Source organism: Crossiella sp. S99.2, assembly GCF_023094165.1.
In the GTDB taxonomy this organism is placed as follows: Bacteria; Actinomycetota; Actinomycetes; order Mycobacteriales; family Pseudonocardiaceae; genus Crossiella.
This window is the reverse complement of the sequence record NZ_JALMDK010000001.1, coordinates 550,576-569,189: the sequence shown is the minus strand read 5'-3', so window position 1 is coordinate 569,189 and position 18,614 is coordinate 550,576. Positions and strand designations below refer to the sequence as shown.

General features: G+C 70.8%; 21 protein-coding genes. 2 read left to right on the top strand and 19 right to left on the bottom strand.

The genetic code is table 11. From position 1 onward, the window contains the following. Position 1 precedes the first annotated feature (1 nt). The 9 genes from nuoE to MZC64_RS02770 all read right to left on the bottom strand — a co-directional run bounded on the left by nuoE (position 2) and on the right by MZC64_RS02770 (position 8,620). Positions 2 to 745: an NADH-quinone oxidoreductase subunit NuoE gene (gene nuoE / locus MZC64_RS02810; protein ID WP_247755505.1), complete on the bottom strand. Its 744-nt coding sequence runs from the start codon at positions 743 to 745 to the stop codon at positions 2 to 4. Beyond that, positions 742 to 2,139: an NADH-quinone oxidoreductase subunit D gene (locus tag MZC64_RS02805; protein WP_247755504.1), complete on the bottom strand. Its 1,398-nt coding sequence runs from the start codon at positions 2,137 to 2,139 to the stop codon at positions 742 to 744. The genes nuoE and MZC64_RS02805 overlap by 4 nt, the downstream gene beginning before the upstream one ends. Continuing rightward, positions 2,136 to 2,834 (bottom strand): NADH-quinone oxidoreductase subunit C, encoded by a 699-nt coding sequence (locus MZC64_RS02800; RefSeq protein WP_247756229.1) that lies wholly within the window; start codon positions 2,832 to 2,834, stop codon positions 2,136 to 2,138. Before MZC64_RS02800 ends, MZC64_RS02805 begins: the two co-directional genes overlap by 4 nt. A gap of 60 nt (positions 2,835 to 2,894) precedes the next feature. Then, positions 2,895 to 3,446 carry an NADH-quinone oxidoreductase subunit B family protein gene (locus tag MZC64_RS02795; RefSeq protein WP_185000556.1) on the bottom strand — a complete coding sequence of 184 codons (552 nt, stop codon included), beginning with the start codon at positions 3,444 to 3,446 and terminating at the stop codon, positions 2,895 to 2,897. Between the two features lie 3 nt (positions 3,447 to 3,449). Next, entirely contained in the window at positions 3,450 to 3,815 is a 366-nt protein-coding gene (locus tag MZC64_RS02790; RefSeq protein WP_185010054.1) for an NADH-quinone oxidoreductase subunit A, read from the bottom strand. A 350-nt stretch (positions 3,816 to 4,165) separates the two neighbouring features. Continuing rightward, on the bottom strand, positions 4,166 to 5,464 hold the full coding sequence (locus tag MZC64_RS02785) for a geranylgeranyl reductase family protein (RefSeq protein WP_247755503.1): 1,299 nt from the start codon (positions 5,462 to 5,464) through the stop codon (positions 4,166 to 4,168). Positions 5,465 to 5,536: 72 nt separating this feature from the next. Continuing rightward, entirely contained in the window at positions 5,537 to 6,220 is a 684-nt protein-coding gene (locus tag MZC64_RS02780; protein ID WP_247755502.1) for a demethylmenaquinone methyltransferase, read from the bottom strand. Positions 6,221 to 6,233: 13 nt separating this feature from the next. Next, positions 6,234 to 7,346: a glycosyltransferase family 1 protein gene (locus MZC64_RS02775; RefSeq protein ID WP_247755501.1), complete on the bottom strand. Its 1,113-nt coding sequence runs from the start codon at positions 7,344 to 7,346 to the stop codon at positions 6,234 to 6,236. 47 nt (positions 7,347 to 7,393) lie between these two features. Next, entirely contained in the window at positions 7,394 to 8,620 is a 1,227-nt protein-coding gene (locus MZC64_RS02770; protein WP_308300948.1) for a glycosyltransferase family 1 protein, read from the bottom strand. A 138-nt stretch (positions 8,621 to 8,758) separates the two neighbouring features. Here MZC64_RS02770 and MZC64_RS02765 point away from each other — a divergent pair, with 138 nt between their 5' ends. Next, positions 8,759 to 9,607, top strand: a complete 849-nt coding sequence (locus tag MZC64_RS02765; RefSeq protein ID WP_247755500.1) for an inositol monophosphatase — start codon at positions 8,759 to 8,761, stop codon at positions 9,605 to 9,607. Here the strand turns inward: MZC64_RS02765 and MZC64_RS02760 are convergent. Further along, a complete protein-coding gene (locus MZC64_RS02760) occupies positions 9,582 to 11,306 on the bottom strand; it encodes a hypothetical protein (RefSeq protein ID WP_247755499.1) in 1,725 nt (574 codons plus the stop codon). The two genes, MZC64_RS02765 and MZC64_RS02760, sit on opposite strands and share 26 nt — an antisense overlap. Further along, positions 11,303 to 11,608: a hypothetical protein gene (locus MZC64_RS02755; RefSeq protein WP_247755498.1), complete on the bottom strand. Its 306-nt coding sequence runs from the start codon at positions 11,606 to 11,608 to the stop codon at positions 11,303 to 11,305. Before MZC64_RS02755 ends, MZC64_RS02760 begins: the two co-directional genes overlap by 4 nt. 81 nt (positions 11,609 to 11,689) lie before the next feature. Here MZC64_RS02755 and MZC64_RS02750 point away from each other — a divergent pair, with 81 nt between their 5' ends. Then, on the top strand, positions 11,690 to 12,412 hold the full coding sequence (locus tag MZC64_RS02750) for a tetratricopeptide repeat protein (protein ID WP_247755497.1): 723 nt from the start codon (positions 11,690 to 11,692) through the stop codon (positions 12,410 to 12,412). On the opposite strand, the gene MZC64_RS02745 is transcribed toward MZC64_RS02750, so the two are convergent. From MZC64_RS02745 to paaA, 8 genes are all read right to left on the bottom strand, one after another. After that, the gene (locus tag MZC64_RS02745; protein WP_247755496.1) at positions 12,409 to 13,503 is read right to left on the bottom strand and encodes a DUF3558 domain-containing protein; all 1,095 of its coding nucleotides are present in this window, start codon (positions 13,501 to 13,503) and stop codon (positions 12,409 to 12,411) included. The two genes, MZC64_RS02750 and MZC64_RS02745, sit on opposite strands and share 4 nt — an antisense overlap. Positions 13,504 to 13,607: 104 nt before the next feature. Further along, the gene (locus MZC64_RS02740) at positions 13,608 to 14,270 is read right to left on the bottom strand and encodes a hypothetical protein (RefSeq protein ID WP_247755495.1); all 663 of its coding nucleotides are present in this window, start codon (positions 14,268 to 14,270) and stop codon (positions 13,608 to 13,610) included. After that, positions 14,263 to 14,700, bottom strand: coding sequence for a hypothetical protein (locus tag MZC64_RS02735; RefSeq protein ID WP_247755494.1), 438 nt, complete (start codon positions 14,698 to 14,700; stop codon positions 14,263 to 14,265). Before MZC64_RS02735 ends, MZC64_RS02740 begins: the two co-directional genes overlap by 8 nt. Positions 14,701 to 14,730: 30 nt before the next feature. Next, positions 14,731 to 15,816, bottom strand: a complete 1,086-nt coding sequence (gene paaE, locus MZC64_RS02730) for a 1,2-phenylacetyl-CoA epoxidase subunit PaaE (protein ID WP_247755493.1) — start codon at positions 15,814 to 15,816, stop codon at positions 14,731 to 14,733. Further along, positions 15,816 to 16,322 carry a 1,2-phenylacetyl-CoA epoxidase subunit PaaD gene (gene paaD / locus MZC64_RS02725; protein WP_247756226.1) on the bottom strand — a complete coding sequence of 169 codons (507 nt, stop codon included), beginning with the start codon at positions 16,320 to 16,322 and terminating at the stop codon, positions 15,816 to 15,818. Before paaD ends, paaE begins: the two co-directional genes overlap by 1 nt. A gap of 5 nt (positions 16,323 to 16,327) precedes the next feature. Beyond that, on the bottom strand, positions 16,328 to 17,212 hold the full coding sequence (gene paaC, locus MZC64_RS02720; RefSeq protein ID WP_247755492.1) for a 1,2-phenylacetyl-CoA epoxidase subunit PaaC: 885 nt from the start codon (positions 17,210 to 17,212) through the stop codon (positions 16,328 to 16,330). Positions 17,213 to 17,219: 7 nt separating this feature from the next. Continuing rightward, positions 17,220 to 17,513, bottom strand: coding sequence for a 1,2-phenylacetyl-CoA epoxidase subunit PaaB (gene paaB / locus MZC64_RS02715; RefSeq protein ID WP_185000572.1), 294 nt, complete (start codon positions 17,511 to 17,513; stop codon positions 17,220 to 17,222). Beyond that, entirely contained in the window at positions 17,513 to 18,466 is a 954-nt protein-coding gene (gene paaA / locus MZC64_RS02710) for a 1,2-phenylacetyl-CoA epoxidase subunit PaaA (protein WP_374205604.1), read from the bottom strand. Before paaA ends, paaB begins: the two co-directional genes overlap by 1 nt. Positions 18,467 to 18,614 lie beyond the last annotated feature (148 nt).

Below are 18,614 nucleotides of genomic sequence, written 5' to 3'. Positions count from 1 at the left end.
CTCACTTCTTCTCTGGGACGGCAGGCAGCGGGACGTCCTCCGGCATGACCGGAGCGGTCCAGCCGCGCTCGTGGGCGATCTTGGCTCCGCGCAGGGTCTCCACCGCGGCGGAGGGGCCTGCCACGTCGGGCTCGCGGCCCTCGAAGAACCCGGCGAGCTGGAGTTCGGCCTGCTTGAAGTCGGTCAGCGGGGCGCCGCGGGTGGGGTTGGGCTTCTCCCCGCGCTGCAACGCCTTGACGAGTTCCAGTGCCGTTTCGGGCGTCTGGTTGTCGTAGAACTCGTAGTTGACCTGGAGCACCGGGCCGAGGTCGCAGGCGGCCAGGCATTCGGCGTGCTCGATGGTGACCGAGCCGGGAGTGCCGGGTTCCCCCGCGGTCTCCTCGTGGCCGACGCCGAGGTGCTCGCGCAGCTTGCCGTAGATCGCGTCGCCGCCCAGGGCCGCGCACAAGGTGTTGGTGCAGACACTCACCAGGTGCTCGCCGCAGGGCTTGCGCTTGTACATGGTGTAGAAGGTCGCGACCGCGCTGACCTCGGCCTTGGCCAGGTCGAGCTGCTCGGCGCAGAAGGCGATGCCCGCCTGGCTGACGAAGCCCTCCACCGACTGCACCAGGTGCAGCATGGGCAGCAGCGCGGACCGGCTTTGCGGGTAGCGCGCCACGATCTGCTTGGCCTTGTCAACGATGTCCGCGAACAGCGAGGCATCAGCACTGTCCACTTCGGACACTCGTTCCGGGGTTGTCGTCATCGGTCCACACCACCCATCACCGGGTCGATCGAGGCCACCGCGGCGATCACGTCGGCGACCAGGCTGCCCTCGCTCATCGCGGGCATCGACTGCAGGTTCACGAAGCTGGGTTCGCGCACGTGCACGCGCAGCGGGCGGGTGCCGCCGTCGGAGACCAGGTGGTAACCCAGTTCGCCGCGCGGGGACTCCACCGGCACGTACACCTGCCCGGCCGGCACGTCGAAGCCCTCGGTCACCAGCTTGAAGTGGTGGATGAGGGATTCCATCGACTGGCCCATGATCTTGCGCACGTGTTCGAGCGAGTTGCCCATGCCGTCGGAGCCGATGGTCAGCTGCGCGGGCCAGGCGATCTTGCCGTCCGCGACCATCACCGGGCCGGGCTCCAGCTTCGTCAGGCACTGCTTGACGATCTTGAGCGACTGGTGGATCTCCTCGACCCGCAGCAGGTAGCGGGCGAAGCAGTCGGCCTCGGTGGCGGTGGGGACCTCGAAGTCGTATTCCTCGTAGCCGCAGTAGGGCTCGACCTTGCGCAGGTCCCAGGGCAGCCCGGCCGAACGCAGGATCGGTCCGGTCATGCCCAGCTGCATGCAGCCATCGAGGGGCAGGTAGCCGACGCCTTCGAGGCGGCGGCGCCAGATGGGCTGGCCGGTGAGCAGCTTGTCGTACTGGGGCAGCCGGGAGTCCATCACCTTGAGGAAGTCGGTGATCTTCTCGTGGTAGTCATCCGGCAGGTCCTGGGACAGCCCGCCTGGCCGGATGAACGCGTGGTTCATCCGCAGGCCGGTGAGGTGTTCCAGCAGGTGCAGGACTTCTTCGCGCTCGCGGAAGCCCGCGGTCATCGCGGTCAGCGCGCCCAGTTCCATGCCGCCGGTGGCCAGCGCGACCAGGTGCGAGCTGATCCGGTTGAGTTCCATCAGCAGCACGCGGATGGTCTGCGCGCGCCGGGGCGCCTCGACGCCGAGCAGCTTCTCGATGGCCAGGCAGTAGGCGGTCTCGTTGTGCAGCGGGGCCAGGTAGTCCATCCGGGTCACGAAGGTGACGCCCTGGGTCCAGTTGCGGTACTCGACGTTCTTCTCGATGCCGGTGTGCAGGTAGCCGATCACCGAGCGGGCCTGGGTGACGGTCTCGCCCTCCAGTTCCAGCACCAGGCGGAGCACGCCGTGGGTGGAGGGGTGCTGCGGACCCAGGTTGATGACGATGCGCTCGTCGTGGGTGGCGTCCTCGAGCACCTCGTCCCAGTCACCGCCGCTGACGGTGTAGACCGGGCCCTCGGTGGTGCGACGGGTGTCCGCGGCGTACGGATCGTTTGCACCGGCCTTGGTCTCGGCGCTGTCGCTGCCCTCGGGGCTGGTGTCGGTGCCGTTGGTGACGTCGGCGAGACGTTCGTGGCTCATGAGTAAGACCGCCTCTGGTCCGGCGGAGGAATTTCCGCGCCCTTGTACTCGACCGGGATCCCGCCGAGCGGGTAGTCCTTGCGCTGGGGGTGGCCGTCCCAGTCGTCCGGCATGAGGATCCGGGTCAGCGCGGGGTGGCCGTCGTAGACGATGCCGAACATGTCCCAGGCCTCGCGCTCCTGCCAGTCCGCGGTCGGGTAGACCTCGACCACGCTGGGCAGGTGCGGGTCCTCGATGTCCATCGCCACTTCCAGCCGGATCCGGCGGCGGTAGGTCATCGAGGTCAGGTGGTAGACCGAGTGCAGCCGCTGCGGCACGTCCACGCCGTAGTCCACGCCGGATACCGAGCTGCACAGCTCGAAGCGCAGCGCCTGGTCGTCGCGGAGCAGCCTGCACAGTTCGAGCAGGTGCTCGCGGCGGATGTAGAAGGTGATCTCGCCGCGGTCGACGGTGATCTGCTGCACCGCGTCGGCCGGGATGCCCTTCTCCGCCATGGCCATGGACAGCTCGTCGACGAACTCGTCGAACCAGCCGCCGTAGGGCCGCTCGCTGGGCGCGGGCGCGTAGGCGGGCAGGACGAGACCGCCGAAACCGGAGGTGTCGCCCGAGCCGCTGACGTTGAACATGCCCTTGCGGTTCTTGCCGGCCACGACACCGCCCGCGGCCAGGTGCTCCTCGTGGTCGGCCTGGGTCATGTCCGCCGAGCTGTGGGCGCCGCCCTTGGGCTCGGGAAGATTCGCGTCAGTCACTGCCGATCACTTCTTCTTGGCGTACCGGACGGAGGACGGGATCATCTCGGTGCGCGCGCCGCTGGCGGCACGCAGCGCGGCCCGTTTGGGCCCGAGCGGCTCGTCCATGATCTTGGCGTGGATCTTCAGGATCGCGTCCAGCAGCATCTCCGGCCGCGGCGGACAGCCCGGCAGGTACATGTCCACCGGCACGATGTGGTCGACGCCCTGGACCACGGCGTAGTTGTTGAACATGCCGCCGGAGGAGGCGCACACGCCCATCGCCAGCACCCAGCGCGGTTCGGGCATCTGGTCGTAGATCTGGCGCAGCACCGGAGCCATCTTGTTGGTGACCCGGCCCGCGACGATCATCAGGTCGGCCTGGCGCGGGGAGGCGCGGAAGGCCTCCATGCCGAAGCGGCCGAGGTCGTAGCGCGGGGCGCCGGTGGTCATCATCTCGATCGCGCAGCAGGCCAGGCCGAAGGTGGCGGGCCACAGTGAGGACTTGCGCGACCAGTTGACCAGTTTCTCCACGCTGGCCAACAGGATTCCGTTGGGCAGCTTCTCCTCAAGACCCATGACTCAGCTCCAGTCCAGGCCGCCGCGCCGCCACACGTAGACGTAGGCGAAGCCGACCGTGCCGATGAAGAGGGCGATCTCTACCAGGCCGAACAGACCGAGCTGGCCCGCGGTCACCGCGAAGGGGTAGAGGAACACCATTTCGATGTCGAACAGGATGAACAGCATCGCCGTCAGGTAATAGGCGACTGGCATCCGCCCACCGCCGACCACTGGCTGGGGCGAGGGCTCGATTCCGCACTCGTACGCGTCGAGCTTGGCCTTGTTGTACCGGCGGGGCCCGATGTAGGGCGCCACGGTCACCGAGCCCAGGGCGAAGACCAAGGCCAGCAAGAACATCAGCACGAGGGGGAGGTATGGGTGGAGCACTGTCCCGCCGCCGTCCTTTCCACATCCGCGCTCGTCAGCAGCCTTCACAGCCGCCGTCCGATGGCACCCTAGGCACCCGGTGCGGCACCCCTTGTAGTAAGGTTCACCTAACTACTTCGAGAGCCGCTGGCGGAGCTTGTGAACTCGTTCACGAACTCCAATGGGCAAGTGTATGACCTGTCCCACCGCTCTCGCGCGCCGGGACCAAGCCGTCAACCCCGTTCGCCAGGCCTACTCCGTCAAGATCAGTAGGTACCACCGAACGGCCCACCCCGCAGCGCAAGTTGGCCCAACTCGTACGGCCACTTGGGCAAAGTGGGCGTACGAGTTGGGCCAACTCGTCGGGTGGGTCAGGCGCTGGGCGCCAGCTTGGTGGCGGCGTTGATCACGCGGTCCATCGCGTCGCCGTCCTTGGGGTCGTACAGGCCGGCCAGCAGCTTGAGCACGAAGCGCATCAGCGGCTTGATCGGCATGCCGTACTTGGTGGCGGTGCGCATGATCGTCGGGTTGCCGATGAGCTTGCTGAAGATGTTGCCGAGCCGGTAGTAGCCGCCAAGGGCCTCGGAGACGGCCACCGGGTACCGGTGCAGGGCCCGCTCGCGGCTGAGCCCCTCCGGCCGGGCCAGGGCGTGCACCACGCATTCAGCGGCCAGCCGGGCGCTTTCCATGGCGTAGCCGATGCCCTCGCCGTTGAACGGGTTGACCATGCCGCCCGCGTCGCCCACCAGCAGCAGACCGTTGCGGTAGTGCGGGGTGCGGTTGAAGCCCATCGGCAGCGCGGCGCCGCCGACCTTGCCGATCGCGTTGGCCTCGCGCAGGCCCCACTCCTCGGGGGTGCCGTCCAGCCAGGAGCGCAGCAGCTGGCGGTAGTCGACCTTGCCGTAGGCCTTGGAGGTGGACAGGATGCCCAGCCCCACGTTCACCGTGCCGTCGCCCATGCCGAAGATCCAGCCGTAGCCGGGCAGCAGCTTGGGCTCACCGGGCGTGGCCTTGTCCCACAGCTCCAGGTGCGATTCGAGGTAGTCGTCCTTGCTGCGCGGGGAGTCGTAGTAGCGGCGGACCGCGATGCCCATCGGGCGGTCGTCCCGCTTCTCCAGGCCGACCGAGAGGGCCAGCCGGGCGGAGACGCCGTCGCAGGCCAGCACCAGCGGGGCGCGGTAGGTGACCGGGGTCTTCTCCTTGCCCGCGTTGGCGGTCACGCCGATCACCCGGCCGGTGCGCTCATCGGTCACCGCGCCGGTCACGTGCGTGTTCTGCACCAGCCGGGCCCCCGCGAGCTGCGCGGTCTGGGCCAGCATCTCGTCGAAGTCCTGGCGCGGGCGGACCACGCCGTAGGGCGGGAAGGTGGCCAGGTCCGGCCAGTCCAGCTCCATGGTGACGCCGCCGCCGACCACCCGCAGGCCGCGGTTGTGCAGCCAGCCCGCCTCTTCGCGGGTGTCGATGCCCAGGTCGATGAGCTGCTTCACGCCGCGCGGGGTGAGGCCGTCGCCGCAGACCTTCTCGCGCGGGAATTCGCTCTTCTCCAGCAGCAGCACGTCCAGGCCCGCACGGGCCAGGTAGGTGGCCGCGGTGGAGCCGGCGGGACCGGCGCCGACCACGATGACCTCGGCGTCCTCATGGGGCTGACGTCGGCTGGTCGCGGTGGTCATCGAGGCTCCTCAGTCATTCGGGGCAAGCTTGTGAACTTCTTCACGAAGTCCTGATCGGAGTGTAGTCGGTGGTCAGGGCTTGACCGCGCGGTGCAGGGCGACCACCCCGCCGGTGAGGTTGCGCCAGGCCACGTCCTCCCAGCCGGCCGCCGAGATCAGCTCGGCCAGCGCGCGCTGCTCCGGCCAGTCCTTGATGGACTCGGCCAGGTAGGAGTACGCGGTGGAGTTGGAGGAGAACCGGCGCGCGATCACCGGGAAGGTGCGCAGGTAGGTGTGGTAGCCCAGCCGCATCGGACCCCAGACCGGGCGGGAGAACTCGCAGATCACCATCCGCCCGCCGGAGCGGGTGACCCTGGCCAGCTCGGCCAGCGCGGTGGCGGTGTCCTGCATGTTCCGCAGCCCGAAGGAGACGGTGACCGCGTCGAAGACCCCGTCGGCGAAGGGCAGCCGCAGGCCGTCGGCGGCCACCATCGGCAGCCCGCGCCGTTTGCCGCGCTGCAGCATGCCGAGGGAGAAGTCCGCGGCCACACACCAGGCCCCGGTGCTGGCCAGGTCCGCGGTGGAGGTCGCGGTCCCGGCCGCGAGGTCCAGCACCCGGTCGCCGGGCTTGAGGTCCAGCGCGCGGGTGGTCTTGACCCGCCAGCGCCGGTCCATGCCCATGGCGAGCACGGTGTTGGTGATGTCGTAGCGCCGCGCGACGCCGTCGAACATCTCGGCTACTTCGCGCGGGTTCTTGTCCAAACCAGCCCTGACCATGAGGGCAGCGTACTTATGGACTTACCTGCATCGCCGCGAGCATCCCGTCCACGGCCCGCGGCCAGGGGAACTGCTCGGCGCGGGCGCGGGCGGCGGCGCGGCGGCCGTCCTCTGGCTTGTCCAGCAGTTCGGTGACCGCGCCTGCGAAGGCGCGGGCGTAGTCGGGCACGGCCGCGCCGCAGTTCGGGCGGACGATCTCGCGCAGCGCGGAGGACTGGGAGACCACCACCGGGGTGCCGGAGGCCAGTGCCTCCAGGGCGGCCAGGCCGAAGGTCTCGTGCGGGCCGGGGGCCAGCGAGACGTCCGCGGTGGCCAGCAGGTCGGCCACGTCGGTGCGCGAGTTCACAAAGCCAAGGAAGGTCACCGGCAGGCCGGCCGCCCTGCGTTCCAGGGACTCCCGGCGCGGGCCGTCCCCGGCGATCACCAGCCGCACGTCCTGGCCGGACTCGTGCAGCTCGGCCAGGGTGTCCACGCTGCGCTCCACGTGCTTCTCCACCGACAACCGTCCACAGTGGACAAGCAGATTCTCCGCGCCGCCGGCCAGCTCGGTGCGCAACGCGGCGTCGTGCCGGGCCGGGGTGAAGGTCTCCAGGTCCACGCCCAGCGGCACCCGCAGCACGTTGTCCGCGCCGATCCGGTCGAACTCCTCGCGGGCGAACTCGGTGGTGCACACCACGGTCTCGTACCCGGCGGCCATCCGGGTGTTGGCCCAGTCGGCGACCCGGCGGGCGGCCGGTCCGGGCAGGAAGAACTGCTCCAGCAGCCGGTCGAAGCGCTCATGCGAGATCACCACGTTGGGCACCCCGCGCTTGCTGGCCCAGCGGCCCATGCCGCGCAGGGTGATCCGGTCGGAGACCTCCAGCCGGTCCGGCCGCAGCTTGCTCAGCAGCGACTGCACCCGGACCGGGTCGACCACCCGGTAGCCGGCCATGAACGGCACCTTCGGCGCGGGCAGGGTGATCCTGCGCACGCCGGAGGCCAGCACCTCGTCGTCCCGGCGCGGGCCGGGCACGATCAGCACCACCTCGTGCCCCGCGGCCACGTACCCGGCGCCCAGGTGGTTCAGCGCGGTGCGCAGGCCGCCCGAACGCGGGCCGTAGAAGTTCGCGAGCTGCACGATCCGCATCGGGCACCGGTCCTTGTTAGTCGGGAGCTGAACCCCTCCAGGGTGCCCTACGCGGCGTGGCTGTCCGCCGCCGGCAGGGATGTGACCTCGGCGTAATGGCCGAGGAGTTCGTCACACACGGCAGGCCAGGTGCGCCGGAGCACCGATTTCCGGGCCTCCGCGCCGTACTTCGCGCGCAGCACCGGGTCTCGCAGGGTGTTGATCGCGGCGCACATCGCCTCGGCGTGCGCGTCGGCGTCGAAGGGCGGCAGCAGGAAGCCGGTGCGGCCGGGGGTGACCAGGTCGCGCGGTCCGCCCGCGTCCGGGGCCAGCGCGGGCACGCCGGAGGCCAGCGCCTCCTGCACGGCCTGGCAGAAGGTCTCATACGGCCCGGTGTGCACGAACACGTCCAGGCTGGCGTAGGCGGTGGCCAGTTCGTCGCCGCCGCGGAAGCCGAGGAAATGCGCGTCCGGCAGCAGCTTGCGCATGTGCCCCAGTTCGGGACCGTCGCCGACCACCACCACCTGCACACCCGGCATGTCGTGCAGCGGGCCCAGCCGGTCCACGCACTTCTCCAGCGCGACCCGGCCGACGTAGCCGACCAGCAGCTCGCCGTTGGGGGCCAGCCGGGCGCGCAGGGCGTCATCGCGCTTGCCGGGGTTGAACCGGACCGTGTCCACGCCGCGGGCCCAGCGGTGCACCCGCGGGATGCCGTGTTCCTCCAGGGCCTGCACGGCCCAGGTGGAGGGGGCCAGCGTGCGGTCGGCCATGGTGTGCAGCCACTTCGTCCACTTCCAGGCGGCGCGGGCGGTGAGCCCGAGGCCGTAGGAGGAGGCGAAGCCGGCCACATCGGTCTGGTAGACCGCCACCGCCGGGATGCCCAGCTTGCGCGCGGCCACCAGGCCGCGGGCGCCGACCACGAACGGCGAGGCCAGGTGCACGACATCCGGCCGGAAGTCCTGCAACGCCTTGAGGATCTTGCGGCTGGGCCAGCCGATGGGCTGGGCCTTCAGCACGGGCAGCTGTAGTTCGGGCACCCGCACGACCGGGTAGCCGCAGTATTCGGTGACGCCGTTGCCGGGCGCGATGACCAGCGCCTCATGCCCCGACCGACGCAGATGTTCCAGTACCCGCATGACGGAGTTCGTCACGCCGTTCACCTGCGGCAGAAAGCTCTCGGTCACGATCGCGACTCGCACGGGACTCACGGTGCCGCCAGCTCCGGCCCATGGGCCGACACCGGCATGACGTGCCGCGGAACTGTTGTCGAACTCCTCGTTGTCCTGCTCGCTCACGGTGCCGCCACCTCGCCTGCTCAGCTCCCTTCCGAACTACCCCGGCAGAAGGCCGAACCGCAGTCTTGACCTGGTGATCCCCGACACGTCACCTTCGCTTCGCGTCACTGACACCGTACGCGGTCAGGCTAGGTCGGCATGACCGTCGTGCCCCCAGCGCCACCACACCCCGTCGAACCAGGGCTTTTGTCCCGGGCGCTGGAGGTGGCGGGCCGGCTGGCCAATGACGCGGCCGACGTGATCACCGCCACCGCTGGCCGCGGCGCGCACCCGGAGACCCGGGCGAATCCATTCGACTGGGTGACCGACACGGATCACACCCTGGAGCGGCACACCCGCCGGGTGCTGGCCAAGGAGTTCCCCGGCATCCCGGTGATCGCCGAGGAGTTCGGCGCCGAGGCGCATCCGCCCGGCGCGGAGTACCGGTGGCTGGTCGACCCGGTGGACGGCACCGCCAACTACGTGGCCGGCATCCCGTGGTGCGCCTACAGCCTGGCGCTGATGGACAGCGCGGGCCCGGTGGTCGGCGTGGTGGCCGATCCGTACCGGGGCCAGATCTACGCGGCGGCCAGGGGCCGGGGCATCCGGGCCAACGGCGCGCCGGTGCGGCTGGACCCGCACGCCGGGGTGGCCGGCGGGATCGTCTGCGCCGAACTCACCCGCGCGGGCCCCTGGCCGGGCATGGGCGAGTTCATCACCGCCGCGGCCCAGGCGCACACCGGGGTGCGGGTGCTGGGCTCGGCCGCGCTGGCGGTGGCCCAGGTCGCGCTCGGGCACGCGGTGGCCGCGGTGCTGGACAGCTACCAGGAGTGGGACGTGGCCGGCTCGATCGCGCTGGCGCTGGAGTCGGGGGCGGTGATCCTGGACCGGCACGGGCGGCGGCGCTCGCTGCCCGCGGACGGGATGCTGGTGGCCACCCCGGCCGCGGCCGCTGACGTGCTGTCCTGGTGGCAGGCGGGCGTCAGTCCTTCGCCCCACCTTGGCTGACGCCGCCGCCGACGTCCCTGGCCTGCACCGATTTCCCGTCCACGTTGCCGCCGACGAAGTTGAGGCTGCCGCCGGTGTTGTCGATGTGGTTGTTGATCACCTGGTTGGCCCTGGCCTGGAACTCGACCACGGACAGGCCGCGGGTGGTGAGGAACTCGCCGATGGCGCGGAAGGCCCGGCCCTCCAGCAGCTGGAGATAGCGCTCCAGGTCCTTGCGCTGGAAGTAGTTGGCCAGGTCCTCGTCGGCGGTGAGTTCGCGCAGGCTGGCCGCTGCGCCGTACTTGTCCGGCACCAGCATCCCGTGTGGTTGCGGCAGCGGGCGCAGGGTGCGGAACAGGGCCTGGACCCGGCGCGGGGCGGTGACCGGCAGGCTGAGCAGACTGCCGATGGCGTGCCGGATCGGCGCCCACGGGGTGGCCGGGCGGCGGTCGGCGATCCGGTAGTGCTCGGCCACCGGGCGCAGCACGCACGGGGTCCACTCCAGGTAGAGCATCCGGTCGTCCGCGCCCAGGTGCAGGTAGATGGAGACGACCAGGTTGCGGTCCCAGGTCTCGACCTGGAAGCAGCGGTAGTAGCGCATCCACTCCAGTGGGCGTTCGCGCAGTTCGGCGACCTGGTCGGCGGTCAGCGTGCGCTTCGGGGCGGCGTCCACGTCGGGCAGCACCCAGCCCGCGCGTTCGTCGTGCAGGTGGTCCAGCAGGGTTTCCGCGGAGACCACGACCTGGTGCCGGGGGGTGAGGCCGCCGAGCCGGCGTTCCGGGGACAGCGAGGCGGAGCCGCCGAGTTTGCCCAGTTCGACGGTGACGTGCTCGTACAGCTCGGTGAGGGTGAACGCGGCCGGCACGGTCTGGCCTGCCGGGTCCAGCGGCAGCGCGATGGACCAGGGCTGGAACGGGACGCCGCTGCCGACGAAGGGGTGGTAGTCCCGGTACACCAGCACATCGCTGTCCTGCTCGGCCTGCTCGAACCGGGTCAGTTCCCGGCGCATCCGGCGCGAGCCGAGGCCGCGGAACAGCTTCTCCCCCGCCCAGGTGTCCCGGCTGGGGTTGGCCTGGAAACCCGGTCCCGCGCGGAAACTGCGGCTCAGCAACGCGGCCAGCACGAACTCGTCGGCGAGCACCACCAGCAGGCCGGTCAGCACGAAGAACCAGGGCAGCAGACCGCCGTCGACCAGTTCCGGGGTGGCCGCGGCCCGGCGGGTCTGCGCGGGCGCGAACTGGTTGGCCGCCAGCAGCGCGGCCAGCACCAGGAACAGGATCAGCACCCAGCGGCGGGTCCGGCGCACCACCTCCAGCTTGACCACCCCGCCCCACTCGCGCAGCAGGGTGGAGCGCTGACCGGCGGCGTGCCGGGGCGCGAGGTAGCTCCAGGCGATGGCGTAGAGCAGCCACAGCACGAACAGGTAGGTGCCGGTGTAGAGCACGCCGAGCAGGCAGAGCAGCAGGATGGCGTCCCGGATCCGGCGGCGCATCCGGGCCGCCACCGCCTCGCGCAGCACCGCGCCGAGGTTGACCCCTGGGGTCGGCGGCACCGCGCGCAGCGGTTCCACCAGCGTCTCCCGGATGGCCTGATCGGCGAACTCCTGGTCCAGGTGGGCGGCCGAGCACAGGTAGCGGGTGGTCTCGTCCTCCCGCCGCCAGGGCGCCCGTTCCGCGTGGCGGTTGGCGGCACTGGCCCAGGGCAGCACGCTCTCGGTCACCGCTGGCCTCCGAATCCACCGAACGGGCCGGTGGTCGTGGTGGTCTCACCCGTGGTGGTGCTGAACCAGCCTGGGGTGGTGGGCGTCGTGCGGCGGGTGGTGGTGGTCCGGATGGTGGTGCGGAAGGTGGTCGGGTACGGCTCGGTGGTCCGCACCGTCGTCTCCACCGGGTACTCCTCGTAGCTGTCGCCGGTCAGCGTGACCAGCGCGATCGCCGCACCGCTCGCGGTGAGCCAGCCGAGCGCGAGTAACGCGCCCAGCGCCAAGGAACTGAGCTGCCTGGGCTTGCCGTCTGGAGGCACTCGTGGAAGCTAGCCCCGGCGGAGCAGCCCCACTGCGTCATAGGTCACAGAACATTCGACCGTTATCGCGACACTTCATCCATGACCACCGAAGTCCAGACGGACCGGCTGCGGACCATCGTGCACAGCAAGTGGCGACCGGACGGGTCAGCTGACTCGCCCGCGCGGGAGCAGGTGCTGGCGGCCGACGAACTGGCCATGGCCGGCGACCACGAGGGCGCGCTGACCGGCTACCGCACCGCGCTCGCCCAGGACCCGGGCAGTGAGGTCGCGGCGCTGGGCGAGGTGGTGGCGCTGCTGGCCACCGGCGCCACCCAGCCCGCGCTGTCCATCATGGAGTCCAGGTTCGCCCGGCAGCACGGCGATCCGGTGACTCGCTTCCACCTCGGCCTGGCGTTGTGGGCGCACAGTCTTGATATCCGGGCGCACACCCGCGGCGGCGCGCCGATGATCATCTCCCGGTCGCAGGCGGCGACCTGCCGGGCACTGGCCGACCGGATCCTCGGGCTGGGCCTGGCGGACGCGCCGCTCACCGAGGCCGCCACCGCCCTGCGGACCGAGGCCGAGGCCGGCGAGTCCTGGGTGTGGAGCCCCGGCGTGCGCTACGCCCCGCTGGTGCTCGGTCTCGGGGTGAGCCTGGTGCTGCTGGCGCTGGGCATCTGGGCGGAGGCGGTCGGCCCGATGGTGTTCGCCGGAGTGCTCGGCGCGGTCACGCTGTTCCTGCACGTGCTGCTGAACCGGCGGCAGCGCCTGGAACTGCGCGGCCGCCGGTACGCACGTCTGCTGACCCACAAGGGGACCTAGATCCCGGAGAGCACCAGCTCGGTCGCCTGGTTGACCGGTCCGCACGGAGCAGGCGGCACCGGTTTGCCGGTGGCCGGCTTGCTGAAGTCGATGGTCAGGTCGGCCTCCACCTGGACCAGGTGGGCGCTGAACTTCACGTCCTTCTCGCCCGGCTTCACCGTGAGCGAGGTGAAGCAACTGCCGCCCCGGCCCACATCGGCGGAGGTCCGCCGGATCCCGGACAGGCCGCCCATCTCGATCTTCTCCACGCGCTGGCTGCCGAAACTGGTCAGGCTGGGCTCGTCGTCCCGGTCCCAGGTCACGCTGACCAGCAGCTTCAGCGGTTCATCGCCCTTGACGAAGCGGATCCGGCAGTCGTACGGATTGACGTACTCCACGGCCTGCAGCTGGTACTCCGGGTACAGCCCGACGATCTGGTCCTTCTTCGCGCACGGGTCCTTGCCCAGCAGCCTGCCGTCCGCGGCGGCGGTGCGCGCGGGCGGGGACTCCAGCTTCGGCGCGAGCAGGGCCAGGTAGGCGCCTGCCTGCTGGCAGCGCTCCGGCCAGGGCGCCGGCTTGCCGGTGTTGGGCACCATCCGGGCACGCATGGTGGCGCCGAAGTCGGTCTGGCCGAGCTGGATCTTGGCGTGGCAGGTGTCGTCGTTGGTGCCGCTGACGTTCGGGAAGTAGACCTTGCGGCCGCCGACGTCCTCGGACTTGTCCTTGGTCCGGTCCTTCGCCTCATACGGTGCGCCGAGCACCAGCTCGAACAGCCAGAAGTGCTCGGCGTTGGGCGTGCCGCCGATCCCGGCGCAGCCGTTGAAGCCCGGCCCATTGGTGCTGACCACCTTGGGCCCGAACTTCTTCAGGAACTCCTGGTCGTGCAGGGCGCAGATGTCGGTTTCCTGGATCTTCTTCATCAGCGCGACCACGGTTTCGGAGGACTTGTCCGCCTCCGGGGGCGCGCCCGGCCGACCGGTGCTGCTGGGCCGGGCGGCGCCGGTGGGCGCCTGCGCACCCGCCGTCGGGGTGCCGGAGACGGTGGTGGTGCACCCGGCCGCGAGCACGGCTAGCGCGAGCACTCCGGTGAGCAGGCGAAACTTGGCTGACATGAGGTCCTCTGACGCACTCGGTCCGGCCCTCCCCCCATTCGGCCGAACCGTAACAGCGGGACCGGGCCTTCCGCCGGGAAACGAACTGATCAGGCGACGTCTGCTCAGTCGGCCGGACGCAGGTGCGGGAGCTGCTGCTCCAGCAGCTGGAGCTGGTTGTCCACCCGCTTGAGATCGGGCTGGGCGACCAGCTGCGTGATCACCTCGCCGATCCGCCGCTCGGTGGCGGCGAACTCCTGGGTCGCGGCGTAGAGCCTGCGGTAGAGCGGGTGCTCGTTCAGCCGGGGCTGCCGGTCCGGGTGCAGGCGGCGGCCGGTCTCGGCCAGGCCGCGCGCGGTGGGCAGCTCGGCCCGCATGGTGGCCACGATCTGGCCAAGCCAGTCCTTGGCCGGTGACGGCGGCACCGCGGCCAGTGCCTGGTCACAGCGCTGCACCGGCTGCTCGCAGGCCTCCAGCAGCCGGGACCAGGCGTCGTTGACCCGCGGCGGCGGCAGCGGCATCCGGTAGGGCTGCTGCGGGGGCAGTGCGGGGCGGTTGCGGTCGGCGATCGAGGTGACGCCCATGACCACGCCGCCGATGAGCAGGCCGGGCAGCCCGCCGACCAGGGCCGGGCCGAACAGCAACGACAGCACCGCGATGACCGCCGTGCCGCCGACGAAGGACCCGCTGACCAGCAGCAGCAACAGGAACGGCAGGAACACCACGCCGTAACCGATGAGGAACCCGGTCAGGACCGGATTGCCCGGCCGGCGATTCCGGTCAGTCATGGTGGTTCTGACGCAGCAGCGGGAGCTGTTGTTCCAGCATGCGCAGCTCATCACCCACCCGATGCAGCTCGGGCGCTCCGGCCAGTTTCACGATGATCTCCCCCAGCTGCCGTTCGGCGGCGGCGAACTCCTCGACCGCCGTGGCCAGCCGCACCCTGGCCGGATGGTCCTCGCCTGCGTGCAGCCGCCGCCCGGTCTCGGCCAGCGCGCGGGCCACGTCCAGTTCACCACGCAGGGTGCGCAGGATCCGCAGCAGCCAGTCCCTGGCCGGGGAGGCGGGCATCAGCAGCACCGTGGCCAGCACGCAGATCAGCGCGCCGCCGCCCGCGCCGAGCAGCATCGGGGACCGCAGCCGCGGGTCCCGCGCGTGCGCCAGCGGACTCGGCGAGACGCGCTCGGGCAGCCCCGGGATGCCGGGCAGTGTGCTCACCCTCCCAATTTACGGCCGCGCGCAACCCGGTCAGGCGTCGAAGTCCACCGTCACCTGATCGGTCACCGGCAGCGCCTGGCAGGTCAGCACGAACCCGGCCTCGACCTCGTGCCGCTCCAGCGCGAAGTTGCGCCGCATCCGGACCTCGCCGACGGTGACCTTGGCCCGGCAGGTGCCGCACACCCCGCCCTTGCAGGCAAACGGCAGATCGGCCCGCACCCGCTGCGCGGCGTCCAGGATCGGGGTGTCCCGGGGCAGCGCGAGCACTGTCTCCCGGCCGTCCAGCAACACCACCACCTCGGCCGCGTCACTGTCCACAATGGACTCTTCCACCCGGTTCAGCTCGGGCGGCGGCTCGTCGACGTAGAACAGCTCCTGGTGCACCCGCTCGGCAGGCACCGCCCGGTCGAGCAGCACCTGCTGGGCCGCGGTGACCATGCCGTAGGGCCCGCACAGCCACCAGTGCGCGATCTCGGCCACCGGCACCAGCAGGTCCAGCAGCTTGCCGATCCGCCCGGCGTCCAGCCGTCCGGCGAACAGCTCGACGTCGCCGCGTTCCCGGCTGAGCACGTGCACCAGCTGCAGGCGGCCGCGGTAGGCGTCCTTGAGGTCGGCCAGCTCCTCGGCGAACATCACCGTGTCGCTGCGCCGGTTGCCGTAGAAGAGGGTGACCCGGCTGTCCGGGCAGTCGGCCAGCAGGGTGGCCGCGATGGAGAGCACCGGGGTGATGCCCGAGCCCGCGGCCAGCAGCACGTGGTGGCCGCCGAGTTCGGTCGGGCTGAACCCGCCGGAGGGCGGCAGCACGTCGATCCGGTCGCCCGCGCGCAGTTCGTCCACCAGCCAGGAGGAGAACAGCCCGCCGTCGACCCGGCGCACGCCGATCTGCGGGGCCCGGCCGCGCGGGGCGCAGATCGAGTAGGAGCGCCGTTCCTCCACGCCGTCCGGGCTGATCCGGCGCAGGGTCAGGTACTGGCCGGGCCGGAAGGCGAACTCGGCGCGCAGGTCATCGGGCACCGCCAGGGTGACCGCGACCGCGTCCGCGCAGAGCTGGTCGACCCTGGCCACCTCCAGGGTGTGGAAGGCCGCGCGGGCACGCGACATCGCCGGAGCGGCCATCAGATCTCCTTGACGTGCTCGAAGGGTTCGGCACAGGCCGAGCAGCTGCGCAGGGCCTTGCACGCGGTGGAGGAGAACCGGGACAGCTCCACCGTGTCCCGCGATCCGCAACGCGGGCAGGGCACCACCGCGCTGGGCGGGTCCAGCCGCAGCGGGATGGGTCCGGCCAGCTTGGGGCCGATCCGGCGGGGCGGGGCGATGCCGTGTTCGGCGAGCTTGCGGCGGCCGTCCTCGCTGATCCAGTCGGTGGTCCAGGCCGGGCTCAGCACGGTGCGCACCTCGACCCGCGCGAACCCGGCTTCGCGCAAGCCCTTGCGCAGGTCGGCGCGCATCTCGTCCAGGGCAGGGCAGCCGGAGTAGGTGGGCGTGATGGTGACCAGCACGGTGTCCCCGGCCAGTTCGACCGCGCGCAGCACACCCAGTTCGGCCAGGGTGAGCACGGGCAGCTCCGGGTCGAGCACCTGCTCGGCCACCTGGCGCGCGTAGTCCACTGTGGACGGTGCCATCGCGGTCACCAGACCGCGTCCGGCTGGGAGCGGGCGATGTGCTGCAGTTCGGCCAGCAGGAAGCCCATCGGCCGGGAATGCACGCCGTCCCGCCCGGCCCGGCCGCTCACGGTGGCCATCGGGGCGAGGTCGGGGCGGGTCAGGGTGGCGGCGGACAGGACCTGGTCCAGCACCGCGTCCACCTCGGCGCGTAGTTCACCGGGATCCACCGCGACGCCGGCGGCGGCCAGCCGCTGCTCCACCGGGTGCGTGGTGAACAGCTCCTCCAGGTAGGGCCAGACCCGGTCCAGCCCGGCCTGCATCCGCCGGTGCGATTCCTCGGTGCCGTCGCCGAGCCGGACCGTCCACTGCGCCGCGTGATCGCGGTGGTAGGCCAGCTCCTTGACGCCCTTGGCCGCGACCGCCGCGAGCACCGGATCCGCGGAGGCAGAGAGCCGGACGAACAACGCCAGCCGGGCGCAGGAGAACAGCAGCAGCCGGGCGATGGTCTGCGCGAAGTCGCCGTTGTCCTGCTCGACCAGGCGCACATTGCGGAAGTCGATCTCGTCCCGGAAGTAGGCCAGCCGGTCCTCGTCCCGCCCCTCGCCCTCGACCTCGCCCGCCCTGGTGAGCAGCAGCCGGGCCTGGCCGAGCAGGTCGAGCGCGATGTTGGCCAGCGCCACGTCCTCCTCCAGCTCCGGGCCGTTGGAGCACCATTCGGCGGTGCGCTGGGACAGGATCAGCGCGTCGTCGCCGAGCATCAGCGCGTACGCGGCCAGATCCGCGCGGTCCACCGCTGCCGGGATCGCTCTGTCCACTGTGGACATCTCGTCGTGGAAGCCGGAACCGTAGGCCCACCGGGCGTCGTCGTGCTCCTCGGCGAGCCCCTCATAGGCGTTGTCGAAGGACATCAGAGCCTCACAGGTGCGGAACGCCGTCGGGGATGTCGTAGAAGGTCGGGTGCCGGTAGACCTTGTCCCCGGCCGGGGCGAAGAACGGGTCCTTCTCGTCCGGACTGGAGGCGGTGATCGCCTCGGCCTGGACCACCCAGATGCTCACGCCCTCGTTGCGCCGGGTGTAGAGGTCGCGCGCGTTGCGCACGGCCATGTCCGCGTCCGGGGCGTGCAGCGAGCCGACGTGCACGTGGTTGAGGCCGCGGCGCCCGCGCACGAAGACCTCCCACAGCGGCCAGGACGAACGCACCTCGGCCATCACGCAACACCCTTCGCTCGCGCCGCCCGCTTGGCCGCGTAGGCCGCGGCCGCCTCCCGCACCCAGTCGCCGTCCTCATGCGCCCGCCGCCGGTGCTCGATCCGCTCGGCGTTGCACGGCCCGTTGCCCTTGACCACCCGCATCAGCTCGGCGAAGTCCGGCGTGCCGAAGTCGTGCTGCCCGCGCTCTTCGTTCCAGCGCAGTTCCGGGTCGGGGAAGGTGACCCCGAGCGCCTCGGCCTGCGGCACGGACATGTCCACGAACTTCTGCCGCAACTCGTCGTTGGTGTGCCGCTTGATCCGCCAGGCCATGGACCGCTCGGTGTTGGGCGAGCTGTCATCCGGCGGCCCGAACATCATCAGCGACGGCCACCACCAGCGGTCCACCGACTCCTGCACCATCCGCCGCTGGTTGGCACTGCCGCGCATCATGGTCATCAGCAGCTCGTAGCCCTGCCGCTGATGGAAGGACTCCTCCTTGCAGACCCTGATCATCGCGCGGGCGTAGGGCCCGTAACTGGTGCGGCACAACGGAACCTGGTTGCAGATCGCGGCGCCGTCCACCAGCCAGCCGATCACGCCGACGTCGGCGAAGGTCAGCGTGGGGTAGTTGAAGATCGAGGAGTACTTCTGCCGCCCGCTGATCAGCTTCTCGGTCAGGTCGGTGCGGTCCGCGCCCAGCGTGGCCGCCGCGGCGTAGAGGTAGAGCCCGTGCCCTGCCTCGTCCTGCACCTTGGCCAGCAGGATCGCCTTGCGCCGCAGACTGGGCGCCCGGCTGATCCAGTTGCCCTCCGGCTGCATGCCGATGATCTCCGAGTGCGCGTGCTGGGCGATCTGCCGGATCAGGGTGGCCCGGTAGGCATCGGGCATCCAGTCCCGCGGCTCGATCCGGCCGTCCGCGGTGACGGTGGCGGTGAACTCGGCTTCCAGCTCGGGCGATTCGGTTTCGAGCACGGCAGACACCTCCGGCCGGTTCGGGAACAGGATCGATGTTACACCGAATCGCCGAAATTGGGAGAAAGTGTCACATCGCGAGCCTGAGTCCACCCAAGGCGAGAGAGAGTGGTCAATCACTCATACCTCGCGGAATGCGAGGCCGGGC

Bases quoted from the DNA above. Each gene is read 5' to 3' on its own strand.
- nuoE (WP_247755505.1), bottom strand. From the start codon at position 745: ATGACGACAACCCCGGAACGAGTGTCCGAAGTGGACAGTGCTGATGCC.
- MZC64_RS02805 (WP_247755504.1), bottom strand. From the start codon at position 2,139: ATGAGCCACGAACGTCTCGCCGACGTCACCAACGGCACCGACACCAGC.
- MZC64_RS02800 (WP_247756229.1), bottom strand. From the start codon at position 2,834: ATGACCCAGGCCGACCACGAGGAGCACCTGGCCGCGGGCGGTGTCGTG.
- MZC64_RS02795 (WP_185000556.1), bottom strand. From the start codon at position 3,446: ATGGGTCTTGAGGAGAAGCTGCCCAACGGAATCCTGTTGGCCAGCGTG.
- MZC64_RS02785 (WP_247755503.1), bottom strand. From the start codon at position 5,464: ATGACCACCGCGACCAGCCGACGTCAGCCCCATGAGGACGCCGAGGTC.
- MZC64_RS02780 (WP_247755502.1), bottom strand. From the start codon at position 6,220: ATGGTCAGGGCTGGTTTGGACAAGAACCCGCGCGAAGTAGCCGAGATG.
- MZC64_RS02775 (WP_247755501.1), bottom strand. From the start codon at position 7,346: ATGCGGATCGTGCAGCTCGCGAACTTCTACGGCCCGCGTTCGGGCGGC.
- MZC64_RS02765 (WP_247755500.1), top strand. From the start codon at position 8,759: ATGACCGTCGTGCCCCCAGCGCCACCACACCCCGTCGAACCAGGGCTT.
- MZC64_RS02750 (WP_247755497.1), top strand. From the start codon at position 11,690: ATGACCACCGAAGTCCAGACGGACCGGCTGCGGACCATCGTGCACAGC.
- MZC64_RS02745 (WP_247755496.1), bottom strand. From the start codon at position 13,503: ATGTCAGCCAAGTTTCGCCTGCTCACCGGAGTGCTCGCGCTAGCCGTG.
- MZC64_RS02740 (WP_247755495.1), bottom strand. From the start codon at position 14,270: ATGACTGACCGGAATCGCCGGCCGGGCAATCCGGTCCTGACCGGGTTC.
- paaE (WP_247755493.1), bottom strand. From the start codon at position 15,816: ATGGCCGCTCCGGCGATGTCGCGTGCCCGCGCGGCCTTCCACACCCTG.
- paaD (WP_247756226.1), bottom strand. From the start codon at position 16,322: ATGGCACCGTCCACAGTGGACTACGCGCGCCAGGTGGCCGAGCAGGTG.
- paaC (WP_247755492.1), bottom strand. From the start codon at position 17,212: ATGTCCTTCGACAACGCCTATGAGGGGCTCGCCGAGGAGCACGACGAC.
- paaB (WP_185000572.1), bottom strand. From the start codon at position 17,513: ATGGCCGAGGTGCGTTCGTCCTGGCCGCTGTGGGAGGTCTTCGTGCGC.